Here is a 20,646-nt window from a genome sequence, read left to right as displayed (position 1 = left end):
GCTCCCCGCCGGGCCATCCCCAGCCGGGGCGCCCCCGGCCGGGGCGTTTCCCGCCTTGCCGACCGCCGCCGGAAGGGCGGCCGCTGGGAGCCGGGAGCCAGGTGGCCCGCCGTCGGGAGCTCGCCGCGGCCCGTTCCGGGGAGCGTGGGGGTTCGTGCCCCCACCCGGGACCGGCCCGTACTCAGATGTCAAGGAAGCGCACGTCCTTGGCGTTGCGCTGGATGAACTCCCGCCGGGGCTCGACCTCCTCGCCCATCAGGACGCTGAACAGCTCGTCCGCCTGGGCGGCGTCGTCGAGCTGGACCTGGAGCAGGACCCGGTTGTCGGGGTCCATCGTGGTGTCCCACAGCTCGTTGGCGTTCATCTCGCCGAGGCCCTTGAAGCGCTGCACCTGGTCGCGGGGACGGGGGTCGCGGCGGCCCGCGGCGATCCCGGCCTCGATGATCGCGTCCCGTTCGGCGTCGGAGTAGGCGTAGTCGGCCTCCGAGCCCCGGGCGTCCCACTTGATCTTGTAGAGCGGCGGCTGGGACAGGTACACGTGCCCGGCCTCGATCAGCGGCTTCATGAACCGGAACAGCAGCGTGAGCAGCAGCGTGTTGATGTGGTGGCCGTCGACGTCCGCGTCCGACATCAGGATGATCTTGTGATAGCGGAGCTTGCCGATGTCGAACTCGTCGTGCACGCCGGTGCCGAGCGCCGTGATGATCGCCTGCACCTCGTTGTTCTTCAGGATCTTGTCGATCCTGGCCTTCTCCACGTTCAGGATCTTGCCGCGGATCGGCAGGATCGCCTGGAAGTGGGGGTCGCGGCCGCCCTTGGCGGAGCCGCCCGCCGAGTCGCCCTCGACGATGTACAGCTCCGACTTGGCGGGGTCGGTGGACTGGCAGTCCGACAGCTTGCCGGGCAGCGACGTCGACTCCAGCAGGCTCTTGCGCCGGGTCAGGTCGCGCGCCTGCCGGGCCGCGACCCGCGCCCGCGCCGCCTGCGAGGCCTTGTTGATGATCTCCTTGGCCTCGCCGGGGTTCTCCTCGAACCAGTCGCGCAGGTGCTCGTTGCAGGCCTTCTGGACGAACGACTTGGCCTCGGTATTGCCGAGCTTCGTCTTCGTCTGCCCCTCGAACTGCGGGTCGGCCAGCTTGATCGAGATGATCGCGGTGAGGCCCTCACGAACGTCCTCACCGGTCAGGTTGTCGTCCTTGTCGCGCAGCAGGCCCTTGTCGCGGGCGTACCGGTTGACGATCGTGGTGAGCGCCGCCCGGAAGCCCTCCTCGTGGGTGCCGCCCTCCGCCGTGTTGATCGTGTTGGCGAACGTGTGGACGGACTCGGCGTAGGACGAGTTCCACTGCATGGCGATCTCGATCGACATGCCGGTCACGTCGTCGTCGAAGTACACCACCGACTCGTGGACGGCGTCCTTGCGCGCGTTGATGTAGCGGACGAAGTCTTCGATGCCGCCCTCGTAGTGGTACCGGACGACGTTCGGCTCGCCGTTGATGTGGTCGGGCCGCTCGTCCTGCAACGTGATGGCGAGGCCGCGGTTCAGGAACGCCATCTCCTGCATGCGCCGCGAGAGCGTCTCGAAGTTCCACTCGGTGGTCTCGAAGATCTCCGGGTCGGGCCAGAACGTGATGAGGGTGCTGGTCTCGTCGGTCTCCTCGCCCTGGTGGAGCTCGGTCTCGGGGCCCTGCCAGGTGTAGGACTGCCGCCAGACGTGGCCGTTGCGGCGGACCTCGGCCTCCAACCGGCTGGAAAGCGCGTTCACCACCGCGGAGCCCACGCCGTGCAAACCGCCTGAGACGGCATAGGACTTGCCGTCGAACTTGCCGCCCGCGTGCAAAGTGGTCAGCACCAGCTCAATGGCGGGCCGTTTCTCCACCGGATGCTCGCCGACGGGGATACCGCGCCCGTTGTCGAACACGCTCACCCCGCCGTCGGCAAGCAACGTCACCACGATGGTGTCGGCGTAGCCCGCCAACGCCTCGTCGACCGAGTTGTCGACGATCTCGTAGACGAGGTGGTGCAGGCCGCGCTCGCCGGTCGAGCCGATGTACATGCCCGGGCGCTTGCGAACCGCCTCAAGCCCTTCAAGCACAGTGATCGAACTAGCGTCGTACGCCAAAGGAAGATCCTCCTGCCGGGGATGTCTGCCGCTCCGCGCCCGAGGGAGGCACGGTGTGCCCCGTAACACATGAGAGGGCGCCCGCGTGCTCTGTACGTGTTCGGTCAGAGCCCTGGGCACCCGATGGCGGCGCAGCATCCTGAACCGATTTCATTCTACCGGGTCATGCGGCGAAAAGTGGCACTGTCGAGCGCTGTGTGCGCGTGTGGCGGCCGACCGTCCCCGGAGATGCATCCCCCCACAGGGCCGGGGGTGTTCTCTGGCCTACGCGCCGCTCGCCGCTGAACCCATCACCAGGAGCCACGAACGGAAGCTCTCCGCGCGAACGACGCGCGTACACGCGCGCGTGCGCACGCCATCCCGCGCGGGTTGGAGACGTGTCGGGCGTGGCGCGCATCTCGGTGGACGGCCTAACGGGCGCGCCAGGCACCGGTTCGGCGCGGTCCGGAAGGGCCCGCCACCTTCACCCGGCGGACGGTGCCGTGGCCGAGTTCCTCGTTCAGGCGCCGGACGAGGTTGGACGACAGCAACCGAAGCTGCGTCGCCCAGACCGGCGAGTCGGCGGCGATGGTGAGCTCGCCGTCCTCGAAGTGCTCCGGGCGGGTGTGCTCAGCCAGTTCCGGGCCGACGATGCCCGCCCAGTTGCCGAACACGCCGCCGACGGCGGCGCGCTGCTCCCAGCCGCGGGTCGCCATCAGCTCGCGGATCGCCGCGCTGAACAGCTTGGGGTCACCGCCGCGCCCCGGGTCACTCACGCGGACGACACGTCCCGCGCCCCTGCGACGGCCCTTCTGGCCGGGGATGGTGCCGCGTTTCACGGCGTCCGCCTTGGCCTGGGCGAGGGCCTCACGGGCCAGCTCGATCCCCGACTTGACCGGGGGATCGCTGCTCACGGGGCCAGCCACGGCATCGCCTCCGGGATCGCCTCCGGGATCGCCTCCGGGATCGCCTCCGGGATCGCCTCCGGAATCGCCTCCGGAATCGCCTCCGGGATCGCCTCCGGAATCGCCTCCGGGATCGCCTCCGGGATCGCCTCCGGGGCCGCCGGCGGGATCGCCCACGTCCGGTTCAGGTGACTCGGGGGAGTTGTCCACACCCTGTGGATCGTCGTTCACACGCCCGCCCCTTTCCCAGTAGGACGCCTGGTCAGCCGTCCACGGCCGGTCGGCCACGAACGACCTGACCGTCGGAGACGGTATACGAGCCCCCTGTCAGTTCGGCGGGGACGTCGGCGGGGACGGCCGCCGTGATCAGCACCTGCTCGGCCGGGACGACCAGCTCCGCCAGCCGGGCGCGGCGCCCGGTGTCCAGCTCGGCGAACACGTCGTCCAGGATCAGCACCGGGTCGTCGCCGTCCGCCCTGAGCAGGTCGAACGCGGCGAGCTTCAGTCCGAGCGCGAACGACCACGACTCGCCGTGGCTGGCGTAGCCGCGCGCGGGCAGCTCCCCCAGCCTCAGGACGAGTTCGTCCCGGTGCGGGCCGACGAGGCTCACGCCCCGCTCCAACTCCTGCTTGCGGGACTCGCCGACCGCCGTCAGCAGCTGCTCGGCCAGTTTTCCACGGTCTGTGGACAACTCGACCTCCCCGAGCGAACTCCGGTAGAGCAGGTCGACCGCGTCACCTCCCGGGGCGAGCGCCGCGTAGGCGTCGGTGACAAGTGGACGCAACGCCTCGACAAGGTTCAACCGTGCCGCCAGCAGCTCGGACCCAGTACGCGCCAGATGCGAATCCCACACGTCCAGGGTCGCGAGTACCTCCGGGCCTGGGGAGCGCCTGTGCGCGGCCGCCGATTTCAGTAGGGCGTTGCGCTGTTTCAGGACGCGGTCGTAGTCGGAACGCACTCCGGCGAAGCGGGGAGTCCGTGCGGTCAGCAGTTCGTCCAGGAAACGCCGCCGCTCCCCCGGGTCGCCCTTCACGAGCGAAAGGTCCTCCGGGGCGAACAGCACCGTCCGCAGCATGCCGACGATCTCGCGCGGCCGGGGGACGGGGGCCCGGTTGAGTCGCGCCCGGTTCGCCTTCCCCGGATTGATCTCCAGCTCGATCAGGGCCTTGCGGTCGTCCTTGACCACCCCGGCCCGCACGATCGCGCGCGGTGCCCCATGCCGGACGAGCGGAGCGTCCGTCGCGGCACGGTGGCTGCCGTGCGAGGCCACGTAACCGATGGCTTCGACCAGGTTCGTCTTCCCCTGCCCGTTCGGGCCCACGAACGCCGTGACCCCCGGCTCCAGCGCCACTTCGGCGGCCGGATACGAACGGAAGTCCTGCAAGGAGATGTGGGCGACGTGCACGGGACACGAGCGTAGAGCAGCCCGTGCCGGGCCGCGCCGTCCGGCGTCAGACGGCCGGGGGAGTGACGTCGGCGCCGGGGGAGTCGCCGTCACCGGCGCCTTCGACGGCGTGGCCGCCGAACTGGTTGCGGAGGGCCGCGACGACGCGCATGGCGGGGGAGTCATCCTGGCGGGACGCGAACCGCGCGAACAGGGACGCGCTGATCGCGGGCAGCGGAACGGCGTACTCGACGGCGGCCTGGACCGTCCAGCGGCCCTCCCCCGAGTCGTTGGCGTAGCCGCGCAGGTCGTCCAGCTCCGGGTCGGCGGCGAGCGCGCGGTTCAGCAGGTCGAGCAGCCAGGACCGGATGACCGTGCCCTCCTGCCAGCTCAGGAACGTCTCCGGCACCTTGGTGACGAGGTCGCTGGCCTCGATCAGCTCGAAGCCCTCGCCGAACGCCTGCATCATCGCGTACTCGATGCCGTTGTGGACCATCTTCACGAAGTGCCCGGCGCCGACCTTCCCCGAGTGGACGAAGCCGAACTCGCCCTCCGGCTTCAGCGTCTCGAAGATCGGCATCAGGCGTTTGACGTCGTCGTCCCCGCCGCCGACCATCAGCGCGTAGCCGTTCTCCAACCCCCATACGCCGCCGCTGACGCCGCAGTCGACGAAGCCGATGCCCTTCTCGGCGAGCTGCGCGCCGTGCTTCTGGTCGTCCACATAGTGTGAATTACCGCCGTCCACGACCAGGTCACCAGGCTGGAGGGCTTCCCCCAGGCTGTGGATGGTGTCCGCGGTGGGTTGTCCGGCGGGCACCATCACCCACACGGCGCGCGGCGGGGTCAGCCGCTCGATGAGCTCCTCGACCGAGGAGACGTCGCTGACGTCCGGGTCGCGGTCATAGCCGACGATCGTGTGACCGCCGCGGCGCAGCCGCTCGGCCATGTTGCCGCCCATCTTGCCCAGGCCGATGATCCCGAGCTCCATGAAGACCCTCCCTGTGGATAACTTGCCCGTGCGTTCTTGCCCCGTGCGTACTGGCGCACGCCGGTCGACGCGCGGGCGCGTCCGCGAGGGCGGTTCCCCCGCGGAGACATAATCCCCAACCGTGTCAAAGCGCGTGCGGGCGCGTCACCCGGCTCGCGTCCGGGCGGCGTCCAGACGCTGTCTGCGCGTGCTCTTACCCGGACAGCCGGACGGGCATGATCAGGTAACGGTAGTTCGGGTTCTCGCCGTCCTGCGGCGGCTTGCCGGTGAGGACGGCGGGCTTCGTCGGCGTGGTGAACGACAGCCGCGCGACGTCCGAGCCGATCGCGGAGAGCCCGTCGAGGAGGAACGCGGGGTTGAAGGCGATGTCGATGTCGTCGCCCTCCAGCGTCGCCTCCAGGGCCTCCACGGCCTGTGCCTCGTCCCCGGTCCCGGCCTCCAGCACGACCTCGCCCTGGCTGAACGAGAGCCGCACGGGGGTGTTGCGTTCGGCGACCAGCGAGACGCGCTTCACCGCTTCGATGAACGGCGCCGACTGGATCTCGGCGAGGCCCGCGTACTCGCTCGGCAGCAGCGACCTGTACTTGACGAAGTCGCCGTCCAGCAGGCGGGACGTGGTACGGCGGCCGCCGCCCTCGAAACCGATCATGCCCTCGCCGGTGCCGCCCGTCCCGCCGAGCGCGATCGAGACCTCCGCGCCCGCGGTCAGCGACTTGGCGGTGTCGGCGAGCGTCTTGGCCGGGACGAGCGCGACGGCGGAGAAGTCGGGACGCTCCGGCTTCCAGTGCAGCTCACGGACGGCCAGGCGGTAGCGGTCCGTGGACGCCAGCGTCACGGTCTCGCCCTCGATCTCCACACGGACACCGGTCAGCATGGGGATCGTGTCGTCCTTGCCGGCGGCGATCGCGACCTGGCTGACGGCCGCGGCGAACTCGTCGCTGCCCACCGACCCCGCGGCCGGAGGCATCTCCGGAAGGGTCGGGTAGTCCTCCACAGGCATGGTGAGAAGTGTGAACTTCGCGCTGCCACAGCGGAGCATCACCTTCGCGCCGTCCGTCGTCACCTCCACAGGGTGGGGAGGAAGGCTGCGGGAGATCTCGGCGAGGAGCCGTCCGGAGACCAGGGCCGTTCCCGCCTCCTCGACGTCGATGTCCGTGGACACCTGGGCCGAGACCTCGTAGTCGAACGCGGACAGCTTCAGCCGGTCGCTGTTGTCCTCACCCCCGGCGACGATGTGCATGCCCGCGAGGACCGGCACGGGCGGACGGACGGGGAGCGTACGCGCGGTCCAGGCGACGGCGTCGGCCAGGGCGTCTCTGTCGATGCGGAACTTCAAGGGGACCCGCCTCCTGTAGGTGTCGGACAAGGCTCAGGTGATCCTGGCACGGCTGGGGCGCTCCGGTCGGGTTGTCCCCAGGCCCTGACTTGAGATGGATCTTTTCTTAGGTAGAGAAGTAGTGCAGTACTAGTAATAGGGGCTGTGCATACTGTGGACGAACGCCGTTTTCCCAGGTGAGACCCCGTTTCTCTGTCCACCGGGGCTGTGCATAGGCGGTGGACGGCGCGGCGGCGCCTGGGGACGACGAAATAATCCCCACACGTCATCCCCAAGTCATCCCCCGGTTTTCCACGAGTTCTCCACGGGTATCTCACCCGTTTGGGCCGCCTGTGGACACTGGACGGTCGAACCGGGGTTCGGCCTGAAGTTCGTCCCCAGGCAATCCCCAGGTTGTCCACCGGTCATCCACGGGTTTTCCCCAGGGTTCGGGGCGCGTGTTCGCGGCTGTCCACATCTATCCACTGCTCATCCTCAGGTTCTCCAGGGGTTGCCCACCGGGTTATCCACGAAAATCCCCAGAGTTTTCCACAACTTGTGAGTAACGACTCCGGTTCTCGGGGGATGCGCGGCTTTTGTCGGTTCCGTCTGGTGGGACGGGGTGTGGACAGGGCGATCGGTGCTCGTCCACAGGCGTCGCGCGGGGTTGTCCACAGTGTGCACAACGCGGTGCCGGTCAGTGTTTGCGGGCCTGATGCTTGATGCGCCCGGTCAGCTCCGTGACCTGGTTGTAGATGGCGCGACGCTCGGCCATCAGCGAGCGGATCTTGCGTTCGGCGTGCATGACCGTGGTGTGGTCGCGTCCACCGAACTGCTGCCCGATCTTGGGCAGCGACAGGTCCGTCAGCTCGCGGCACAGGTACATCGCGATCTGCCGGGCGGTGACCAGCATCCGGGAGCGGGACGGGCCGCACAGGTCCTCGATCGTCGTCCCGAAGTACTCCACCGTCTGCGCCATGATCATCGCGGCGGTGATCTCCGGGCCCGAGTCGTTCGGGATCAGGTCCTTCAGGACGATCTCGGCGAGCTTCATGTCGACCGACTGCCGGTTCAGGCTCGCGAACGCCGTCACCCGGATCAGCGCGCCCTCCAGCTCGCGGATGTTCGTCGCGATCTGCGAGGCGATGAACTCCAGCACGTCCGGCGGCGCGGCGAGGCCCTCCTGGCGCGCCTTCTTCTGGAGGATCGCGATGCGCGTCTCCAGCTCGGGCGGCTGGACGTCGGTCGTCAGCCCCCACTCGAACCGGTTGCGGAGGCGGTCCTCCAACGTGACCAGCTCCTTGGGCGGACGGTCGCTGGAGATCACGATCTGCTTGCTCGCGTTGTGGAGCGTGTTGAACGTGTGGAAGAACTCCTCCTGCGTCTGCTCCTTGCCCTCAAGGAACTGGATGTCGTCGACGAGGAGGATGTCCACATCCCGGTAGCGGCGCCGGAACCCGTCGGCCTTTCCGTCGCGAATCGAGTTGATGAAGTCGTTGGTGAACTCCTCGGAGCTCACATAACGGACACGCGCCCCATTGAAGAGGCTCTGCGCGTAATGCCCGATCGCGTGGAGAAGGTGCGTCTTGCCGAGGCCGGAGTCGCCGTAGATGAAAAGCGGGTTGTACGCCTTGGCCGGTTGCTCGGCGACCGCGACGGCGGCCGCGTGCGCGAACCGGTTGGACGACCCGATGACGAACGTCTCGAACGTGTACTTGGGGTTCAGCCGCGCGTGCTCGGACGCCCCGGCCCCTCCCGCGCCACTCGCGGGCGCCGGAGCCGCGGGAACACGGCTGTCGGGAACACGGCTCTCAGGGACGCGGGCGTCGGAGCCCTCCTCGTCCCGAAGCGCGCCATCACCGCGGTAAGGCTCCTCGCGATACTGCTCAACGCCACCAGCGACGCCTCCGTACTGCTCGGAGCCATACGGTTCGGAGCTGCCGCCGTACTGTTCCTGCCCTGGGAAGGCCTGCCCTGGGAAGGCCTGCTCGCCGCCGGTGAACGACGGCTCCGCGCTAGGGAACGTGTCCTCCACATGCCCGAGGGACGGTTCGTTCCCACCGTGCTGGGTCTCGCGGCCCTGCTGCTCGGCGCCACGTCCACGCTGCTCCGCATGACGGCCACCCTGATGGAGCGGCCCGAGCGTGCGGTCGTTCAGATGCGATTGCGGGGGCCGTCCAGGTGGCTCGCCACCGAAGCCCTCCTGCGTGCCGTACCCCGGATACCCCTGCGGCCCCCGCCCCTCATACGGAGACGGCCCGCGCCCAGACGCGGGCCCTGGACCAGAACCGTAAGCGGGCGGATAGGCCGCCCGCTCGTCATCCTGAGCCTGTGGATAACTTCCGGGCCCGCCCGGGCTGTGGGTAACTCCCGACTGACCCCGGAAACCAGGGTCGCCGTATGGCGGTTGCTCCGGATACGGGCGGTCCGACCGCTCCCCGTAGGGCTGATCTGTGTACGGACGGTCGCGGTCAAGGTCCCGGTCGTCGCGGGACGGATCCGCGTAGGAATCCCCATAGGAAGAAGGCGCGGACTCGTGCATTCCGGGCCCCACCCCAGGCCCCGGGATCGGCGCGGTCAGAGGTTCTCCCGCCGCCGCCCTGGGTGCCCCTCCGGCCCCGCCGCCGGGCGGTTCCGGCTGGACGGTGACCGCGACCCGGATCTCTCTGCCCAGCTCACGCGACAGGGCCTGCGTGATGAGGTTGCGTAGGCGAGTCTCCAGCGCGTCCTTGGCGAAGTCGTTCGGCGCGGCGAGAAGCGCCGTCCCCTCCACCAGTGCAAGCGGTCGAACCATTGGCAACCATGCGCGGTAGCTCGGAGACAGGTCGCTCTCGGACAGTGCAGTGAGGGTGCGGGCCCAGACCGATCCGAGATCCTGACCGTCCATGCGCAAGGTCCCCTCCCCCTCCGTCCGACGGAGTACCGAACTGCCCGGCTCTCCCACTGGACGCGAACGACCTCACAGGGCACGGCCGCGACGCGGAAGCCTTACTCTCTCACGAGTTGTCCACAGAGTTGTCCACATGCTGTGCATAGACATAGGGCACCCTGTGTAAAACCCATGAGGCGGGCTTCTGCGGACAGGGTCGGGAGGTCTCCGGCCTTTGCGCGGCCGGTGTGGGTGTGGTTCTCGAACGGGGGCTTGAGGGGCAGAACACCGACGGGGTTCGTCGAATCGTCGAAGAGCGTCGGTTCGCCCGGACGACCCTAACCGCTGCGCCCCACACCCGCAACACGTCCGACAAGACGTCCGAGACGTATTCGCGAAGGCGATAAGGATGCGGTGGGGAAGTGGTGGCGGAACGAGTGGCGGTCGCCGCTCCGTTTGACCGTGTGCGCTGGAGCCCGTAACGTTCTGAGGTCGAGTCGCATCGACGGGGATGACGCGTGCCCGCCGAAAGTCCCTTCGGATGGCTCGGGCGGGCCCCCGCTGCGGGGGACCGAACGCGGCCCTCGATGCGAGCTATCGATCCCTTTGACGATCATCGACCGCAGCACTGGAGCCTCAAGTGAGCAAGCGTACTTTCCAGCCGAACAACCGTCGTCGCCACAAGAAGCACGGCTTCCGGCTGCGCATGCGCACGCGCGCCGGTCGCGCGGTCCTGTCGAACCGGCGCGGCAAGGGCCGTGCTCGTATCGCGGTCTGAGCCTCCGCTCACTGTGCTGCCGTCCGGAAACCGGATGCGGCGGCGGGACGACTTCTCGTTGGCCGTCCGGCGCGGTCGCCGCGCCGGACGGCCAACTGTCGTGGTTCACCTGCTCCCCCGAGACCGGGACCGGGATCCGGACGCGCCCGCACCGCCGCTGGTCGGGTTCATCGTGGCGCGGACCGTGGGGAACGCGGTCGTCCGCAACACCACGCGCCGCCGCCTCCGCCATCTGGTGCGCCCGCACCTGGACCGGCTCCCAGCGGGTAGCCTGCTCGTAGTACGCGCCAACCCCCCGGCGGGGACGGCGCGTCCTGATGATCTGGCCGCGGATCTGGAGTCGGCGCTCGACCGGCTGCTGCGGCCCGCGTCCAAGGGGCGGAGATGAGGAGTCGGCAGGGGATGACGTTCCCCTCGCAACACCCGGCGGGTCGGCCGGGCCCTGCCGCGAGCCTGCTGATCCTTCTCGTCCGCGCCTACCGCCGCTTCTTGAGTCCCCTGCTCGGGCAGCAGTGCCGATTCCAGCCCAGCTGCAGCGCCTACGGCCTGGAGGCCCTCCAGGTACACGGAGCGTTGCGCGGCACGTGGCTGACGGTCCGCCGGATCGCGCGGTGCCACCCCTTCCACCCCGGGGGTTACGACCCGGTTCCGCCGAAGAAGTCGGCGCGTGAGGCGCACCTCTCCGGAGAACCCGGGGAAACGTCCGCCCAGGCGCGACCCGCGGCGGCCTCCTCGAACTTTGGCCGCGACGACAGCGGCCCCGCCCTAGCAGAGCCCAAGGAGCTGCCCGGTGCTTGATTGGTTGTACGAGATCGTCTCTCAGCTCATCGTGTGGATCCACACGGGGCTGAGCGCCGTCCTCCCCAAAGACAGTGGATGGGCCTGGGGCGGCTCGATCATTCTGCTGACCGTCCTGCTGCGGCTCGCCCTGGTGCCTCTCTTCGTGAAGCAGATCCACGCCTCGCGCAAGATGCAGGAGCTGAACCCCAAGGTCCAGGCGCTGCGCAAGAAGTACAAGAACGACAAGCAGCGCCTCAACCAGGAGGTCATGAAGCTCTACCAGGAGAACGGCGCGAACCCGCTGTCGGGCTGCCTGCCGCTCCTGGTGCAGATGCCGATCTTCATCGGCCTCTTCCAGACCCTGAAGCGGATCTCGGACGCCAAGCCCGGCGAGAGCGTCTTCGCCGTCTCGTCCGACCTGGTCGCGAGCGCCCAGCACGCCAGCATCTTCGGCGCCCACATCCCGGACACCTTCCTCAACGCCTGGGGCTCGGACCCGAAGAGCTGGACCGCCGTCGTCATCACCGGCATCGCCGTGGTGATCAGCTCCTGCACGACCTTCTTCACCGTCCGGGCGAGCATGAAGCGGCAGCCCGTCACCGACGACGCCAACCCGATGATGCAGGCGCAGAAGATGATGGTCTTCCTCGCGCCGCTGTTCGGTCTCTTCGGCCTCGGTTTCCCGCTGGGCGTGCTCATGTACTGGGTCACGTCCAACAGTTGGACGCTGGCGCAGCAGCACTACATCTACAAGCGGTACCCACCGCCCGGCAAGGACGGCGAGCCCGCGACGACTCCCACCACGGGCAAGTCCACCGGCACGAAGACCGGCTCCAAGACCGGCACGAAGTCGACCGGTACGAAGACCACGGGCACCAAGGCCACCGGTTCGAAGCCGACGGGTGCGAAGTCGACGGGCTCGAAGAACGGTCAGGCGTCGTCGTCCGGTATCAAGGCCAAGCTGCGGAAGGAACCGGAGCCCGAGCCGGAGCCGGAGGAGAAGCCGAAGGCCGTCCGCAACCAGCCGAGCCGCAAGCCGCGCAGCAAGCGCAGCGGCACCCAGAAGCGCTAGTTTGAACCCCGAGTACGTGCCGGAGAAGGAGAACCCCGTTGAGCCAGACCGACACCACCGAGGTCGACGTCCAGGAGCTCGAACAGGAAGGCGAGATCGCCGCCGACTACATCGAGGGCCTGCTGGACATCGGTGACTACGACGGCGACATCGACATGGACGTCGAGGGCGAACGCGCGATGGTCGCCGTCGTCGGCGGTGCCCTGGACGAGCTGGTCGGCAAGCGCGGCGAGGTCCTGGAGGCGTTGCAGGAGCTGACCCGGCTGGCGGTCCACCGCCAGACCGGCAACCGCACCCGCCTCATGCTCGACATCGGCGGCTACCGTGAGCGCCGCCGCGCCGAACTCACCAAGCTCGGCACGGATGTCGCGGACGAGGTCAGGCAGGCCGGCGAGCCGAAGCCGCTGGCCCCGATGACGCCCTTCGAGCGCAAGGTCGTCCACGACGCGGTCGCCGCCGCGGGCCTGCGCAGCGAGTCCGAGGGCGAGGAGCCCGACCGCTACGTCGTCGTCTACCCCGCCTGACGACCGGGGACCCGGCGTCCGCGACCAAAGGGCCACCGCGCCCGGCGGTCCGGACACCACCTCACCACGTTGGACAAGGCACACCCCGCGCCACCGTCCGCGCCGAACATGCCTGCGCCGACATTTCGCGACGAGCACGCCCATACCCGCAGCCCGAGGCACACACCCTCGCAGCCGCACTCCCCCTCGTTGATCCGCACGATGACCGCGAGGCGTGTGGGGCCCCACCCGGCGAGCCGTCCTTCGGCAGCTCCGCCGCTCTCGATCAGCCCGAACAGCGGGTTTCCCCGAGACCACGGGCAGACGAGCTGCGCCTATGTTGGGCAGTCGTGCGCGATTTACGTCATCCTTCGGGACAGGAGCCCCGCGCCCTGGGTTGGACGCGGGGCTCTTGGCCGCTCGGGCGGTGCCATCGCCGGATCAGACTGGACGGATCGGACGGGGCCGCCGACCGGTGATGGTCAGCGGGTCGTCCGGCGCCACCGGCGGCGCGGTGGCGGGACGGGACGTTGCACGTCCGAATCGACGATCGACGGGTTGTTCTGCTCGGCGGGATCCTGCGCGTACCGCGGATCCTGGGAGAACGCGGGGTCCTGTACGACATGACCTCGGTGTCCGACCTCACCCGCAGGGTGTTCGATCACACGTTCGACTCGTTCGCCGGGACGACCGACGGGCGCCGGGTCCTCGATGATGTGCTCCTCACGGATCACCGTGCCCGGCTCGTCCCCATAAGCGGGGTCTGCGCCGACTATGCGACCAGCTCGGCGCCGCGGCCGCGTGTACTTGAGGGTGAAACCCATGCTGACCAGGCCCACCAGGATGAGGATCCAGCCGACCAGGTGAATGTCAACGCCGCTGAGATCGACGCGGAGTGCGAACGCGAGGATCGCACCGAGCGCGATGAATGCGAGACTGACTCCGATTCCCATCTGTCGGAGCTCCTTCCGGGGGACAAGAGGCGACAAGGGCGCTCTACCCACGGAGCCCGGGATATGCGGTGGGGTCATGTGGTCCTCGCCATAACGCAAGGTACGTCCGTCCATGCGGCTTGAGGCCGTCCGGCGACGTTTCGCGTGCACGCACCAGGCCGGTTATGTGGAACGATTCGTCTGGTGGGGATTGGACGTGAGGTCTTTGGTGATGCGCTCCCGGTCGCGGAACGCTACGCGGCGTTCCTCGAAACGGCCGGCGTCGAGCGTGGGCTCATCGGGCCGCGCGAGACCGACCGTCTCTGGGAACGCCATCTGATCAACTGTGCGGTGGTGTCGGAACTGGTTCCGGCGGACGCGCAGGTCGTGGACATCGGTTCCGGGGCGGGCCTGCCCGGCATCGTCCTCGCGATCGTTCGGCCCGATCTGCGGATCACCCTGCTGGAACCGCTCCTGCGGCGCACCACATTTCTGGACGAATGCGTAGAGATGCTCGACCTGCGCAACGTCGAGGTGCGGCGCGGACGGGCCGAGGACCTGGCCGCGGAGATCACGGTGGACGTGGCCACGGCGCGCGCCGTGGCACCGCTCAAACGTCTCGTGACCTGGGCTCTTCCATTGCTGCGTCCCGGCGGCGAACTGCTCGCGCTCAAGGGCGAACGGGCCGCCGCCGAGCTGGACGAGGCGGAGGTCGTGCTGAAGCGTCTGGGGGCGCGAAGCACCGAACTGCTTCAAGTCGGGCGCGGTATGGTCGATTCTCCGACAACGCTCGTCCGTGTCGTCGCCGGCCGGGGCGAGGTCGTCGGGCGACGAGAGCGCGCGCCCCGGCGCGCCAAAGGGTCGAGGAAGAGGTCTTCATGAGCACGGGACCAGGGCTTGGCACGCCTGACCGCGCCGACGAATCCCCCGACGAACAGCCGTCCGGCCTCGGCGAGGACGCCGTTCGCGTGACCGCGCCCACTGGGACGCAAGGGGAGCCGGGTCCGGGCGCCGCGCCGGGGACCGCGCCCTCCGGACACGCGATGTGGAGTACCACGACGTCCGGAACTGCGGAGAACGTCGGTTATGTACCGACGAACACCGGTGCTCAGCCACCGGCTCCGCGCAAGGGACCAAATCAGGGGGAGTCAGAACTCGTGCGCGAGGCGCTCAAGGACGCCAAGGTTTCACATGAAACAACGGCCACGGCGGTCAGGCCGGTAACCGGCCGCAGGGACAGGGAATGGCCGCGGCCCGACAGCTGCCGCATCATCACCATCGCCAACCAGAAGGGCGGCGTGGGCAAGACCACCAGTTCGGTGAACCTCGCCGCGTCGCTCGCCATGCACGGCGCCCAGGTCCTCGTGGTCGACCTCGACCCGCAGGGCAACGCCTCCACCGCCCTCGGTGTCGACCACCACGCGGAAGTCCCCTCGATCTATGACGTGTTGATCGAGGACATGGCGCTGGACGACATCGTCGTCGCGGCGCCGGACATCCCCAACCTGTTCTGTGCGCCGGCGACGCTCAACCTCGCGGGCGCCGAGATCGAACTGGTCTCCAAGGTGGCGCGCGAGTCGCGACTGCGGCGGGCACTGGAGGCCTACGACACGGACAAGTTCGACTATGTCCTGATCGACTGCCCACCGTCCCTCGGGCTGCTCACCGTGAACGCTCTCGTCGGCGGGGACGAACTGCTCATCCCCATCCAGTGCGAGTACTACGCGCTGGAGGGCCTCGGGCAGCTGATCCGCACCGTCGACCTCGTCAAGGCGCACCTCAACCAGCAACTGAAGGTGTCGACGATCCTGCTCACGATGTACGACGCCCGGACGCGCCTCGCCGCGCAGGTCGCCGAAGACGTCCGCAACCACTTCGGCGACGTCGTTCTCAACACCGTCATCCCCCGCAGCGTCCGGGTCTCCGAGGCCCCGAGCTACGGGCAGTCCGTTATGACCTACGATCCCGGTTCGAGCGGCGCACTCGCCTACAGCGAAGCCGCCTCGGAAATGGCCCATGGAGGAGCCGTCCAGTGAGCCAGCAGCGACGCGGTCTCGGCAGGGGACTCGGCGCCCTCATCCCCACGGCCCCGCCCCCGCCGACCGTCGAGGAACCGGGAGACGCGAACGAACCGGGCTTTCCGGGCGGTCCTCCTGGGGCGGACGGGCACCCCGGGCCGAACGGCGTCGGCTCGCCAGGGCCGGGGCTGGAGCCGGTCGAGGGAGCGCATTTCGCCGAACTCCCCGTCCGCTCGATCACGGCCAACCCGCGTCAGCCGCGTACGCACTTCGACGACGACGCCCTGGAGGAACTCGCCGAGTCGATCCGCATCGTCGGGCTCCTGCAACCGGTCGTCGTCCGGCCGACCCCGGCGGGGACGCACGAGTACGAGCTGATCATGGGCGAGCGCCGTCTGCGGGCGGCCACCCAGGCGGGGCTGGACGTCATCCCCGCCATCGTCCGGGACACCGGCGACAACGATCTCCTCCGTGACGCCCTCATGGAGAACCTCCACCGGCAGCAGCTCAATCCGCTGGAGGAGGCGGCGGCGTACCAGCAACTGCTCCAGGACTTCGGTGCCACGCACGAGCAGCTCGCCGGACGGATCGGACGGTCGCGACCGCACATCACCAACACGCTCCGGCTCCTGAACCTGCCGCCGACAGTCCAGCGCCGTGTCGCCGCCGGGGTGCTGTCCGCCGGACACGCCCGCGCCCTGCTCTCGCTCGACAGCATCGAGGCGCAGGAGCATCTGGCGCAGCGGATCGTTCAGGAAGGCCTCTCCGTCCGCGCCCTCGAAGAGCTCATCGCAATCCGCGAGGTCGACGAAGAGCCCAAGGGCCCACGGCAGGGCCGTCGAAAGCAGCCCGTCGCTCCCGGACTCCGGGAACTGGCCGACCGTCTCTCCGACCGCTACGAGACCAAGGTCCGCGTCGACATGGGACGCAACAAGGGCAAGATCGTGGTCGAGTTCGCCACGCTGGAAGACCTCGACCGCATCATCAAGTCCATGGTCCCCGACGAGGACGGCCTGGGCACCACCTGACGTCCACCCGCGTCAAGCGCCCCGGAAGCCGAACCACGGCCTCCGGGGCGCTTTGCTTGCCAGGCCCCGATGTTTCCCGTGAAACATCACCCGTCCGAGCGCGAGCAAGAACGACGACCATGCCGCCGCCTGACCGCGTGCCGGTGGCGATCAGGGGAAGCGGGAGAGGAGGAGGTCTCGGCAGACCTCGCCCAGGTCCAGACCGGCGACGCTGACGGCCCGGGGGAAGAGGCTCGTCTCGGTCATTCCGGGAGCCACGTTGACTTCGAGGAAATGGACGTCGCCGTCGGGCGAGATGATGAGGTCGGTCCGGGAGAGGTCACGGAGACCGAGGGCCTGGTGCGCGGTGACGGCGGCGGCGGTGGCGCGGGCGGTGGCCTCCGGGCTGAGCCTGGCCGGTGTGACGAACTCGGTGTCGCCCGCGTCATACCGGGCGGTGTAGTCGTAGAGGCCGCCGGGAGCGACGATCTCCACCGCTGGAAGGGCGATGGACTCGCCATCGCGGTCGAAGACGCTGACGGAGACCTCGGTCCCGGCGACGTACTGCTCGACGAGAGCGGCGTCGCCGTAGGCGAAACAGCCGACCATGGCGGCCGACAGGTCGGAGGCCTCATGGACGGCGGAGGCGCCGAGCGCGGAGCCGCCACGGGTGGGCTTGACGAACAGCGGCAGGCCGAGACTGCGAATGATCTGGTCGAGAACGGACGAGGCGCCGAGGTCATGGAAGACCTCTTTCGGGAGGGCGACGGAGTCCGGTGTTCGGAGGCCCGCCCGGCGGACGACGGACTTGGCGGTCGGCTTGTCCCAGGCGACCCGGCAGGCGTCGGGGCGGGCGCCGACATACCGGACGTCGAGAAGTTCGAGAACGTCGCGGATCGAGCCGTCCTCTCCGGCCGCGCCGTGCAGGACGGGGAACACGGCGTCCGGCGGATCGTCGGTGAGCGAGTCCAGGAGGGTGGCGTCCGCATCGCGGAGTTCGACGGGAATGTCGAGGGCGCGCAGCGCGTCCGTGATCCGTCGACCGGAGCGGAGCGAGACCTCACGCTCGTAGGAGAGCCCTCCGGCCAGTACGACGACATGCCCGAGTTCCACTGATAGTGCCCCTCTACCTGTTGTGGTGACGGACGAACGCACCGGCCCGCACGTGCGATAAGTGCGGAACCGGGGCGTTCGACGCGATCATGATGTCACCCTCTCTCCGAGGGACCGGTGACGTCCCCGCGGGAACCGACGTGTTTCACGTGAAACACGTCAGATGACGTCCGGCCCTGGAGCCTGGAAGCCGGTGCCGCCGTCGGTGACGGCTCCACCGAAAGTGTCCCTGAGACGGACCTCCTGTTCCACCACCGCCGCGAGGCGGCGGACGCCCTCCCGGATCCGGTGCGGCTCGGGGAAGCAGTAGGACAGGCGCATGTGCCGGTGGCCGGTGCCGTCGGCGTAGAAGCCGGTACCGGGAACGTAGGCGACGCGCTCGGCGATCGCACGAGGAGCCATCGCCTTGGCGTCGAGCCCCTCCGGGAGCGTCAGCCAGACGAAGAACCCGCCCGCCGGACGAGTCCAGGTGCAGCCGTCCGGCATGAGCTGCTCAAGGGATTCGAGCATCGCGTCGCGGCGGGCGCGGTAAAGCTCACGGAAATCTTTGATCTGTTCCCGCCACGGCTGCGTGGCGAGGTACTCGCGGACGGCCAGCTGCGAGAAGTTCGACGGACACAGGATCGCGGACTCGGCGGCCAGGACGAGCTTCGCCCGCACCGCGTGCGGCGCCAGCACCCAGCCCACCCGAAGCCCGGACGCGATCGTCTTGGAGAACGAGCCGAGGTAGATGACGCGCTCGGCGTCGTCCGCGCGAAGCGCGCGCATGGGCTCGTCCTCGAAGCCGAGGAGCCCATACGGGTTGTCTTCGACGACGAGCACGTCGTACTCGGCGCAGATCTCAAGGATCTGGCCGCGGCGGGCCGTGGTGAGGGTGACGCCCGCGGGATTCTGGAACGTCGGAACGGTGTAGAGGAACTTGACCCGGCGGCCGTCCGCCCGGAGGCTCGCGAGGGTTTCGCGGAGCGCGTCGGGGATGAGGCCCGCCTCGTCGAGCGGGACATGGACGACGTCGGCCTGGTATGAGGCGAACGTACCGAGCGCCCCGACATAGGACGGCGCCTCCGCGAGGACGACATCGCCCGGATCCACGAAGATCTTGGTGATGAGGTCGAGCGCCTGCTGCGCGCCGACCGTGACGACGACGTCGTCCGCGTTCGCCCGGACGCCTTCGAGCGACATCACGTCGCAGATGTGCTCACGGAGCTGTTCGTCGCCCTGCGCCGAGCCGTACTGGAGCACCTCGGCGCCCTTGCCCGCGACCAGCTCGCCGATCATCTGGCCGACCGCGTCGAGGGGGAGCGCGGACACATAGGGCGCCCCGCCCGCCAGCGAGACCACCTCGGGACGAGCGACCATCGCGAACAGAGCTCGGATCTCCGAAGGCACCATGCCGGCGGCACGGGCAGCGTAGCGATCGGTGTATGCATCCGTACGCGAGTGCTGTTCCACGAGGCACCTCCGAAGTGAACTGACTTCCCTGCAAAATACGGCATCCACCGCCCCCACCCTCCCCGAACCACCACACGAGCCCCCCAGCCGCCCCGCCCTCCCCCACCCAAAGCCACACACCTCCGCCGCAACAGCTGCACCGACTTAGCCCTCGCCCCCAACTGCTACAGCGTCCGCGACCCCCTCGACCTCGCGGTCGTCGCGGCAGGCGTGCTCGGCGGCGTGTTCGGCTTCCTGTGGTGGAACGCGCCGTGCGCGAAGATCTTCATGGGCGACACCGGCTCGCTTGATCGCCAGCCCCACCGCAGACCCACCCGTACCCCGCACATCCACCGCGCCCCCGCCCAGCCCGCGCTCCGCACGTCCACCGCGCCGCCCCGAACTCAGTCCGCGCCGCCGAGCACCTGGCCGTGCCGCCCAGCACCTGGCCGTGCCTCCCCGCCCAAGGCCAACCCCGCCCACGCGACGCCTGGACTTGGGCGACGCGATGACCACGACACGGCACAAGCGGTCGCGCCATGGCGCCACCCTCGCGGGCGACACGCGAGCACGCGGCGGCGCGACCAGTCGTGGCGGCCGGGGTGGTCGCGCGACGGCTCGGCTGATTGCGGGCGGCACGGCCGCTGGCGCGGCGACATGATCGGTCACGACCAGCACCCCCCCATCAAGCGGTACTGCGACCAGGCCGCAGGCGACAGGTTAGGCGCGCCGCGGCGCGGCCGCTCAGAGACGACACCAATAGCTAGGCGAGGGTGCGGCGAGCACGGGCGAGCCAATTGGTCCTCCAGCGGCATGACGAACGCTGGAGCCATGGCTGGGTCGCGTGGTCCTCGGCGGGGCGCAGGTGTCGTAGGTGATCGTCAGACGCCGTGGCCACTCAGGGGCGACACAGCCGGTCGTCCAACGGTGCGGGCGGCTGCGAGCGGCGCGGCCGGACGCGCATGACGACAGGGCAGAAGCGACATCGCGGACGGACGACACAGCGACATGGCCGAGCGCGGGACGACGCAGGCAGGCACGCGACGACACGGGCTGACGCGCGACGGCCACGGGCTACCCCATGTCGCCGTGGACGAACGCCACGACGGCACGGGCAAGCTCGTGACACTGAGGACGAGCGCGCGGCGGCACCGGTAGGTGCGCGGCGGTACGAAGGAGCGCGCGGCGGCGTCGGCGAGTGCATGGCGGTATGGACGAGCGTGCGGCGGTGCGGGCGAGGCGGGGTGGTGTGGGGCTCGGGGGGTGGGGGGGTTGTCCGATACGATGCCCACGGAGCCTGGAAAGGTGTTGGGGCTTCAGCGAAATGGCGTTCCGCCTGTGGAACCGACGGCCCGGCCCGGTCGCGGGTTTCAGGACGGCGGGCGAGGATCGCAACAGGGGGTGCCGGCCCGGTGTCGCGTCGTCTCGTCAATATCACGCTGGACAATCTGAA

The 20,646-nt window shown here is 69.2% G+C and carries 18 protein-coding genes and 1 pseudogene; 9 read left to right on the top strand and 10 right to left on the bottom strand.

The features are described from left to right. Positions 1 to 181: 181 nt before the first annotated feature. The 7 genes from gyrB to dnaA form a co-directional block, all read right to left on the bottom strand. Complete coding sequence (gene gyrB / locus ABD808_RS28700; protein WP_344902903.1) at positions 182 to 2,119, bottom strand: DNA topoisomerase (ATP-hydrolyzing) subunit B; 1,938 nt, start codon at positions 2,117 to 2,119, stop codon at positions 182 to 184. A 410-nt stretch (positions 2,120 to 2,529) separates the two neighbouring features. Next, on the bottom strand, positions 2,530 to 3,012 hold the full coding sequence (locus tag ABD808_RS28695; protein ID WP_344902900.1) for a DciA family protein: 483 nt from the start codon (positions 3,010 to 3,012) through the stop codon (positions 2,530 to 2,532). After that, complete coding sequence (locus ABD808_RS28690; protein WP_344902897.1) at positions 3,009 to 3,215, bottom strand: hypothetical protein; 207 nt, start codon at positions 3,213 to 3,215, stop codon at positions 3,009 to 3,011. Before ABD808_RS28690 ends, ABD808_RS28695 begins: the two co-directional genes overlap by 4 nt. Positions 3,216 to 3,265: 50 nt before the next feature. Next, on the bottom strand, positions 3,266 to 4,408 hold the full coding sequence (gene recF, locus ABD808_RS28685; RefSeq protein WP_344902894.1) for a DNA replication/repair protein RecF: 1,143 nt from the start codon (positions 4,406 to 4,408) through the stop codon (positions 3,266 to 3,268). 46 nt (positions 4,409 to 4,454) lie between these two features. Continuing rightward, positions 4,455 to 5,375: a phosphogluconate dehydrogenase (NAD(+)-dependent, decarboxylating) gene (gene gnd / locus ABD808_RS28680; protein ID WP_344902891.1), complete on the bottom strand. Its 921-nt coding sequence runs from the start codon at positions 5,373 to 5,375 to the stop codon at positions 4,455 to 4,457. Between the two features lie 193 nt (positions 5,376 to 5,568). Then, positions 5,569 to 6,711 carry a DNA polymerase III subunit beta gene (dnaN, locus tag ABD808_RS28675; protein ID WP_344902888.1) on the bottom strand — a complete coding sequence of 381 codons (1,143 nt, stop codon included), beginning with the start codon at positions 6,709 to 6,711 and terminating at the stop codon, positions 5,569 to 5,571. Positions 6,712 to 7,387: 676 nt separating this feature from the next. Next, positions 7,388 to 9,577: a chromosomal replication initiator protein DnaA gene (gene dnaA, locus ABD808_RS28670; protein WP_344902885.1), complete on the bottom strand. Its 2,190-nt coding sequence runs from the start codon at positions 9,575 to 9,577 to the stop codon at positions 7,388 to 7,390. A 622-nt stretch (positions 9,578 to 10,199) separates the two neighbouring features. Here dnaA and rpmH point away from each other — a divergent pair. From rpmH to ABD808_RS28645, 5 genes are read left to right on the top strand one after another with little or no spacing between them, the layout of a single operon-like run. Then, positions 10,200 to 10,337, top strand: a complete 138-nt coding sequence (rpmH, locus tag ABD808_RS28665) for a 50S ribosomal protein L34 (protein ID WP_344902882.1) — start codon at positions 10,200 to 10,202, stop codon at positions 10,335 to 10,337. 34 nt (positions 10,338 to 10,371) lie between these two features. Continuing rightward, positions 10,372 to 10,725: a ribonuclease P protein component gene (gene rnpA / locus ABD808_RS28660; RefSeq protein WP_425548989.1), complete on the top strand. Its 354-nt coding sequence runs from the start codon at positions 10,372 to 10,374 to the stop codon at positions 10,723 to 10,725. Between the two features lie 14 nt (positions 10,726 to 10,739). After that, a complete protein-coding gene (gene yidD / locus ABD808_RS28655) occupies positions 10,740 to 11,135 on the top strand; it encodes a membrane protein insertion efficiency factor YidD (protein ID WP_344902876.1) in 396 nt (131 codons plus the stop codon). Then, positions 11,128 to 12,189, top strand: coding sequence for a membrane protein insertase YidC (gene yidC / locus ABD808_RS28650; RefSeq protein WP_344902873.1), 1,062 nt, complete (start codon positions 11,128 to 11,130; stop codon positions 12,187 to 12,189). Before yidD ends, yidC begins: the two co-directional genes overlap by 8 nt. A gap of 38 nt (positions 12,190 to 12,227) precedes the next feature. Beyond that, a complete protein-coding gene (locus ABD808_RS28645; RefSeq protein ID WP_344902870.1) occupies positions 12,228 to 12,713 on the top strand; it encodes a Jag family protein in 486 nt (161 codons plus the stop codon). Between the two features lie 461 nt (positions 12,714 to 13,174). Here ABD808_RS28645 and ABD808_RS28640 read toward each other — a convergent pair whose 3' ends face one another. Then, positions 13,175 to 13,645, bottom strand: a complete 471-nt coding sequence (locus ABD808_RS28640; protein ID WP_344902867.1) for a DUF6458 family protein — start codon at positions 13,643 to 13,645, stop codon at positions 13,175 to 13,177. 183 nt (positions 13,646 to 13,828) lie between these two features. On the opposite strand from ABD808_RS28640, the gene rsmG reads away from it, so the two are divergent. The 3 genes from rsmG to ABD808_RS28625 all read left to right on the top strand — a co-directional run bounded on the left by rsmG (position 13,829) and on the right by ABD808_RS28625 (position 16,670). Beyond that, positions 13,829 to 14,506 carry a 16S rRNA (guanine(527)-N(7))-methyltransferase RsmG gene (gene rsmG, locus ABD808_RS28635; RefSeq protein WP_344902864.1) on the top strand — a complete coding sequence of 226 codons (678 nt, stop codon included), beginning with the start codon at positions 13,829 to 13,831 and terminating at the stop codon, positions 14,504 to 14,506. Between the two features lie 275 nt (positions 14,507 to 14,781). Next, positions 14,782 to 15,660, top strand: coding sequence for a ParA family protein (locus ABD808_RS28630; RefSeq protein WP_425548996.1), 879 nt, complete (start codon positions 14,782 to 14,784; stop codon positions 15,658 to 15,660). After that, positions 15,657 to 16,670, top strand: coding sequence for a ParB/RepB/Spo0J family partition protein (locus ABD808_RS28625; RefSeq protein WP_344902861.1), 1,014 nt, complete (start codon positions 15,657 to 15,659; stop codon positions 16,668 to 16,670). Before ABD808_RS28630 ends, ABD808_RS28625 begins: the two co-directional genes overlap by 4 nt. Positions 16,671 to 16,820: 150 nt before the next feature. On the opposite strand, the gene ABD808_RS28620 is transcribed toward ABD808_RS28625, so the two are convergent. Both ABD808_RS28620 and ABD808_RS28615 read right to left on the bottom strand, forming a co-directional pair. Continuing rightward, positions 16,821 to 17,762, bottom strand: a complete 942-nt coding sequence (locus tag ABD808_RS28620) for a D-alanine--D-alanine ligase family protein (RefSeq protein ID WP_344902858.1) — start codon at positions 17,760 to 17,762, stop codon at positions 16,821 to 16,823. Positions 17,763 to 17,921: 159 nt separating this feature from the next. After that, the gene (locus tag ABD808_RS28615) at positions 17,922 to 19,154 is read right to left on the bottom strand and encodes an aminotransferase-like domain-containing protein (RefSeq protein ID WP_344903528.1); all 1,233 of its coding nucleotides are present in this window, start codon (positions 19,152 to 19,154) and stop codon (positions 17,922 to 17,924) included. Between the two features lie 186 nt (positions 19,155 to 19,340). Between ABD808_RS28615 and ABD808_RS28610 the strand changes: the two are divergent. Then, positions 19,341 to 19,502 (top strand): annotated as a pseudogene (locus tag ABD808_RS28610) (phospho-N-acetylmuramoyl-pentapeptide-transferase); the annotation flags it as partial. Positions 19,503 to 20,646 lie beyond the last annotated feature (1,144 nt).

The sequence above is a fragment of the Actinomadura meridiana genome (assembly GCF_039537545.1).
Classification (GTDB): Bacteria; Actinomycetota; Actinomycetes; order Streptosporangiales; family Streptosporangiaceae; genus Spirillospora; species Spirillospora meridiana.
This window is presented reverse-complemented; position numbering and strand designations above follow the sequence as displayed.

What these genes read in the sequence shown, in the direction of transcription:
- gnd (WP_344902891.1), bottom strand. Translation starts at nt 5,375, where the DNA reads ATGGAGCTCGGGATCATCGGCCTGGGCAAGATGGGCGGCAACATGGCC.
- dnaA (WP_344902885.1), bottom strand. Translation starts at nt 9,577, where the DNA reads ATGGACGGTCAGGATCTCGGATCGGTCTGGGCCCGCACCCTCACTGCA.
- rnpA (WP_425548989.1), top strand. Translation starts at nt 10,372, where the DNA reads ATGCGGCGGCGGGACGACTTCTCGTTGGCCGTCCGGCGCGGTCGCCGC.
- yidD (WP_344902876.1), top strand. Translation starts at nt 10,740, where the DNA reads ATGACGTTCCCCTCGCAACACCCGGCGGGTCGGCCGGGCCCTGCCGCG.
- ABD808_RS28640 (WP_344902867.1), bottom strand. Translation starts at nt 13,645, where the DNA reads ATGGGAATCGGAGTCAGTCTCGCATTCATCGCGCTCGGTGCGATCCTC.
- ABD808_RS28615 (WP_344903528.1), bottom strand. Translation starts at nt 19,154, where the DNA reads ATGGTGCCTTCGGAGATCCGAGCTCTGTTCGCGATGGTCGCTCGTCCC.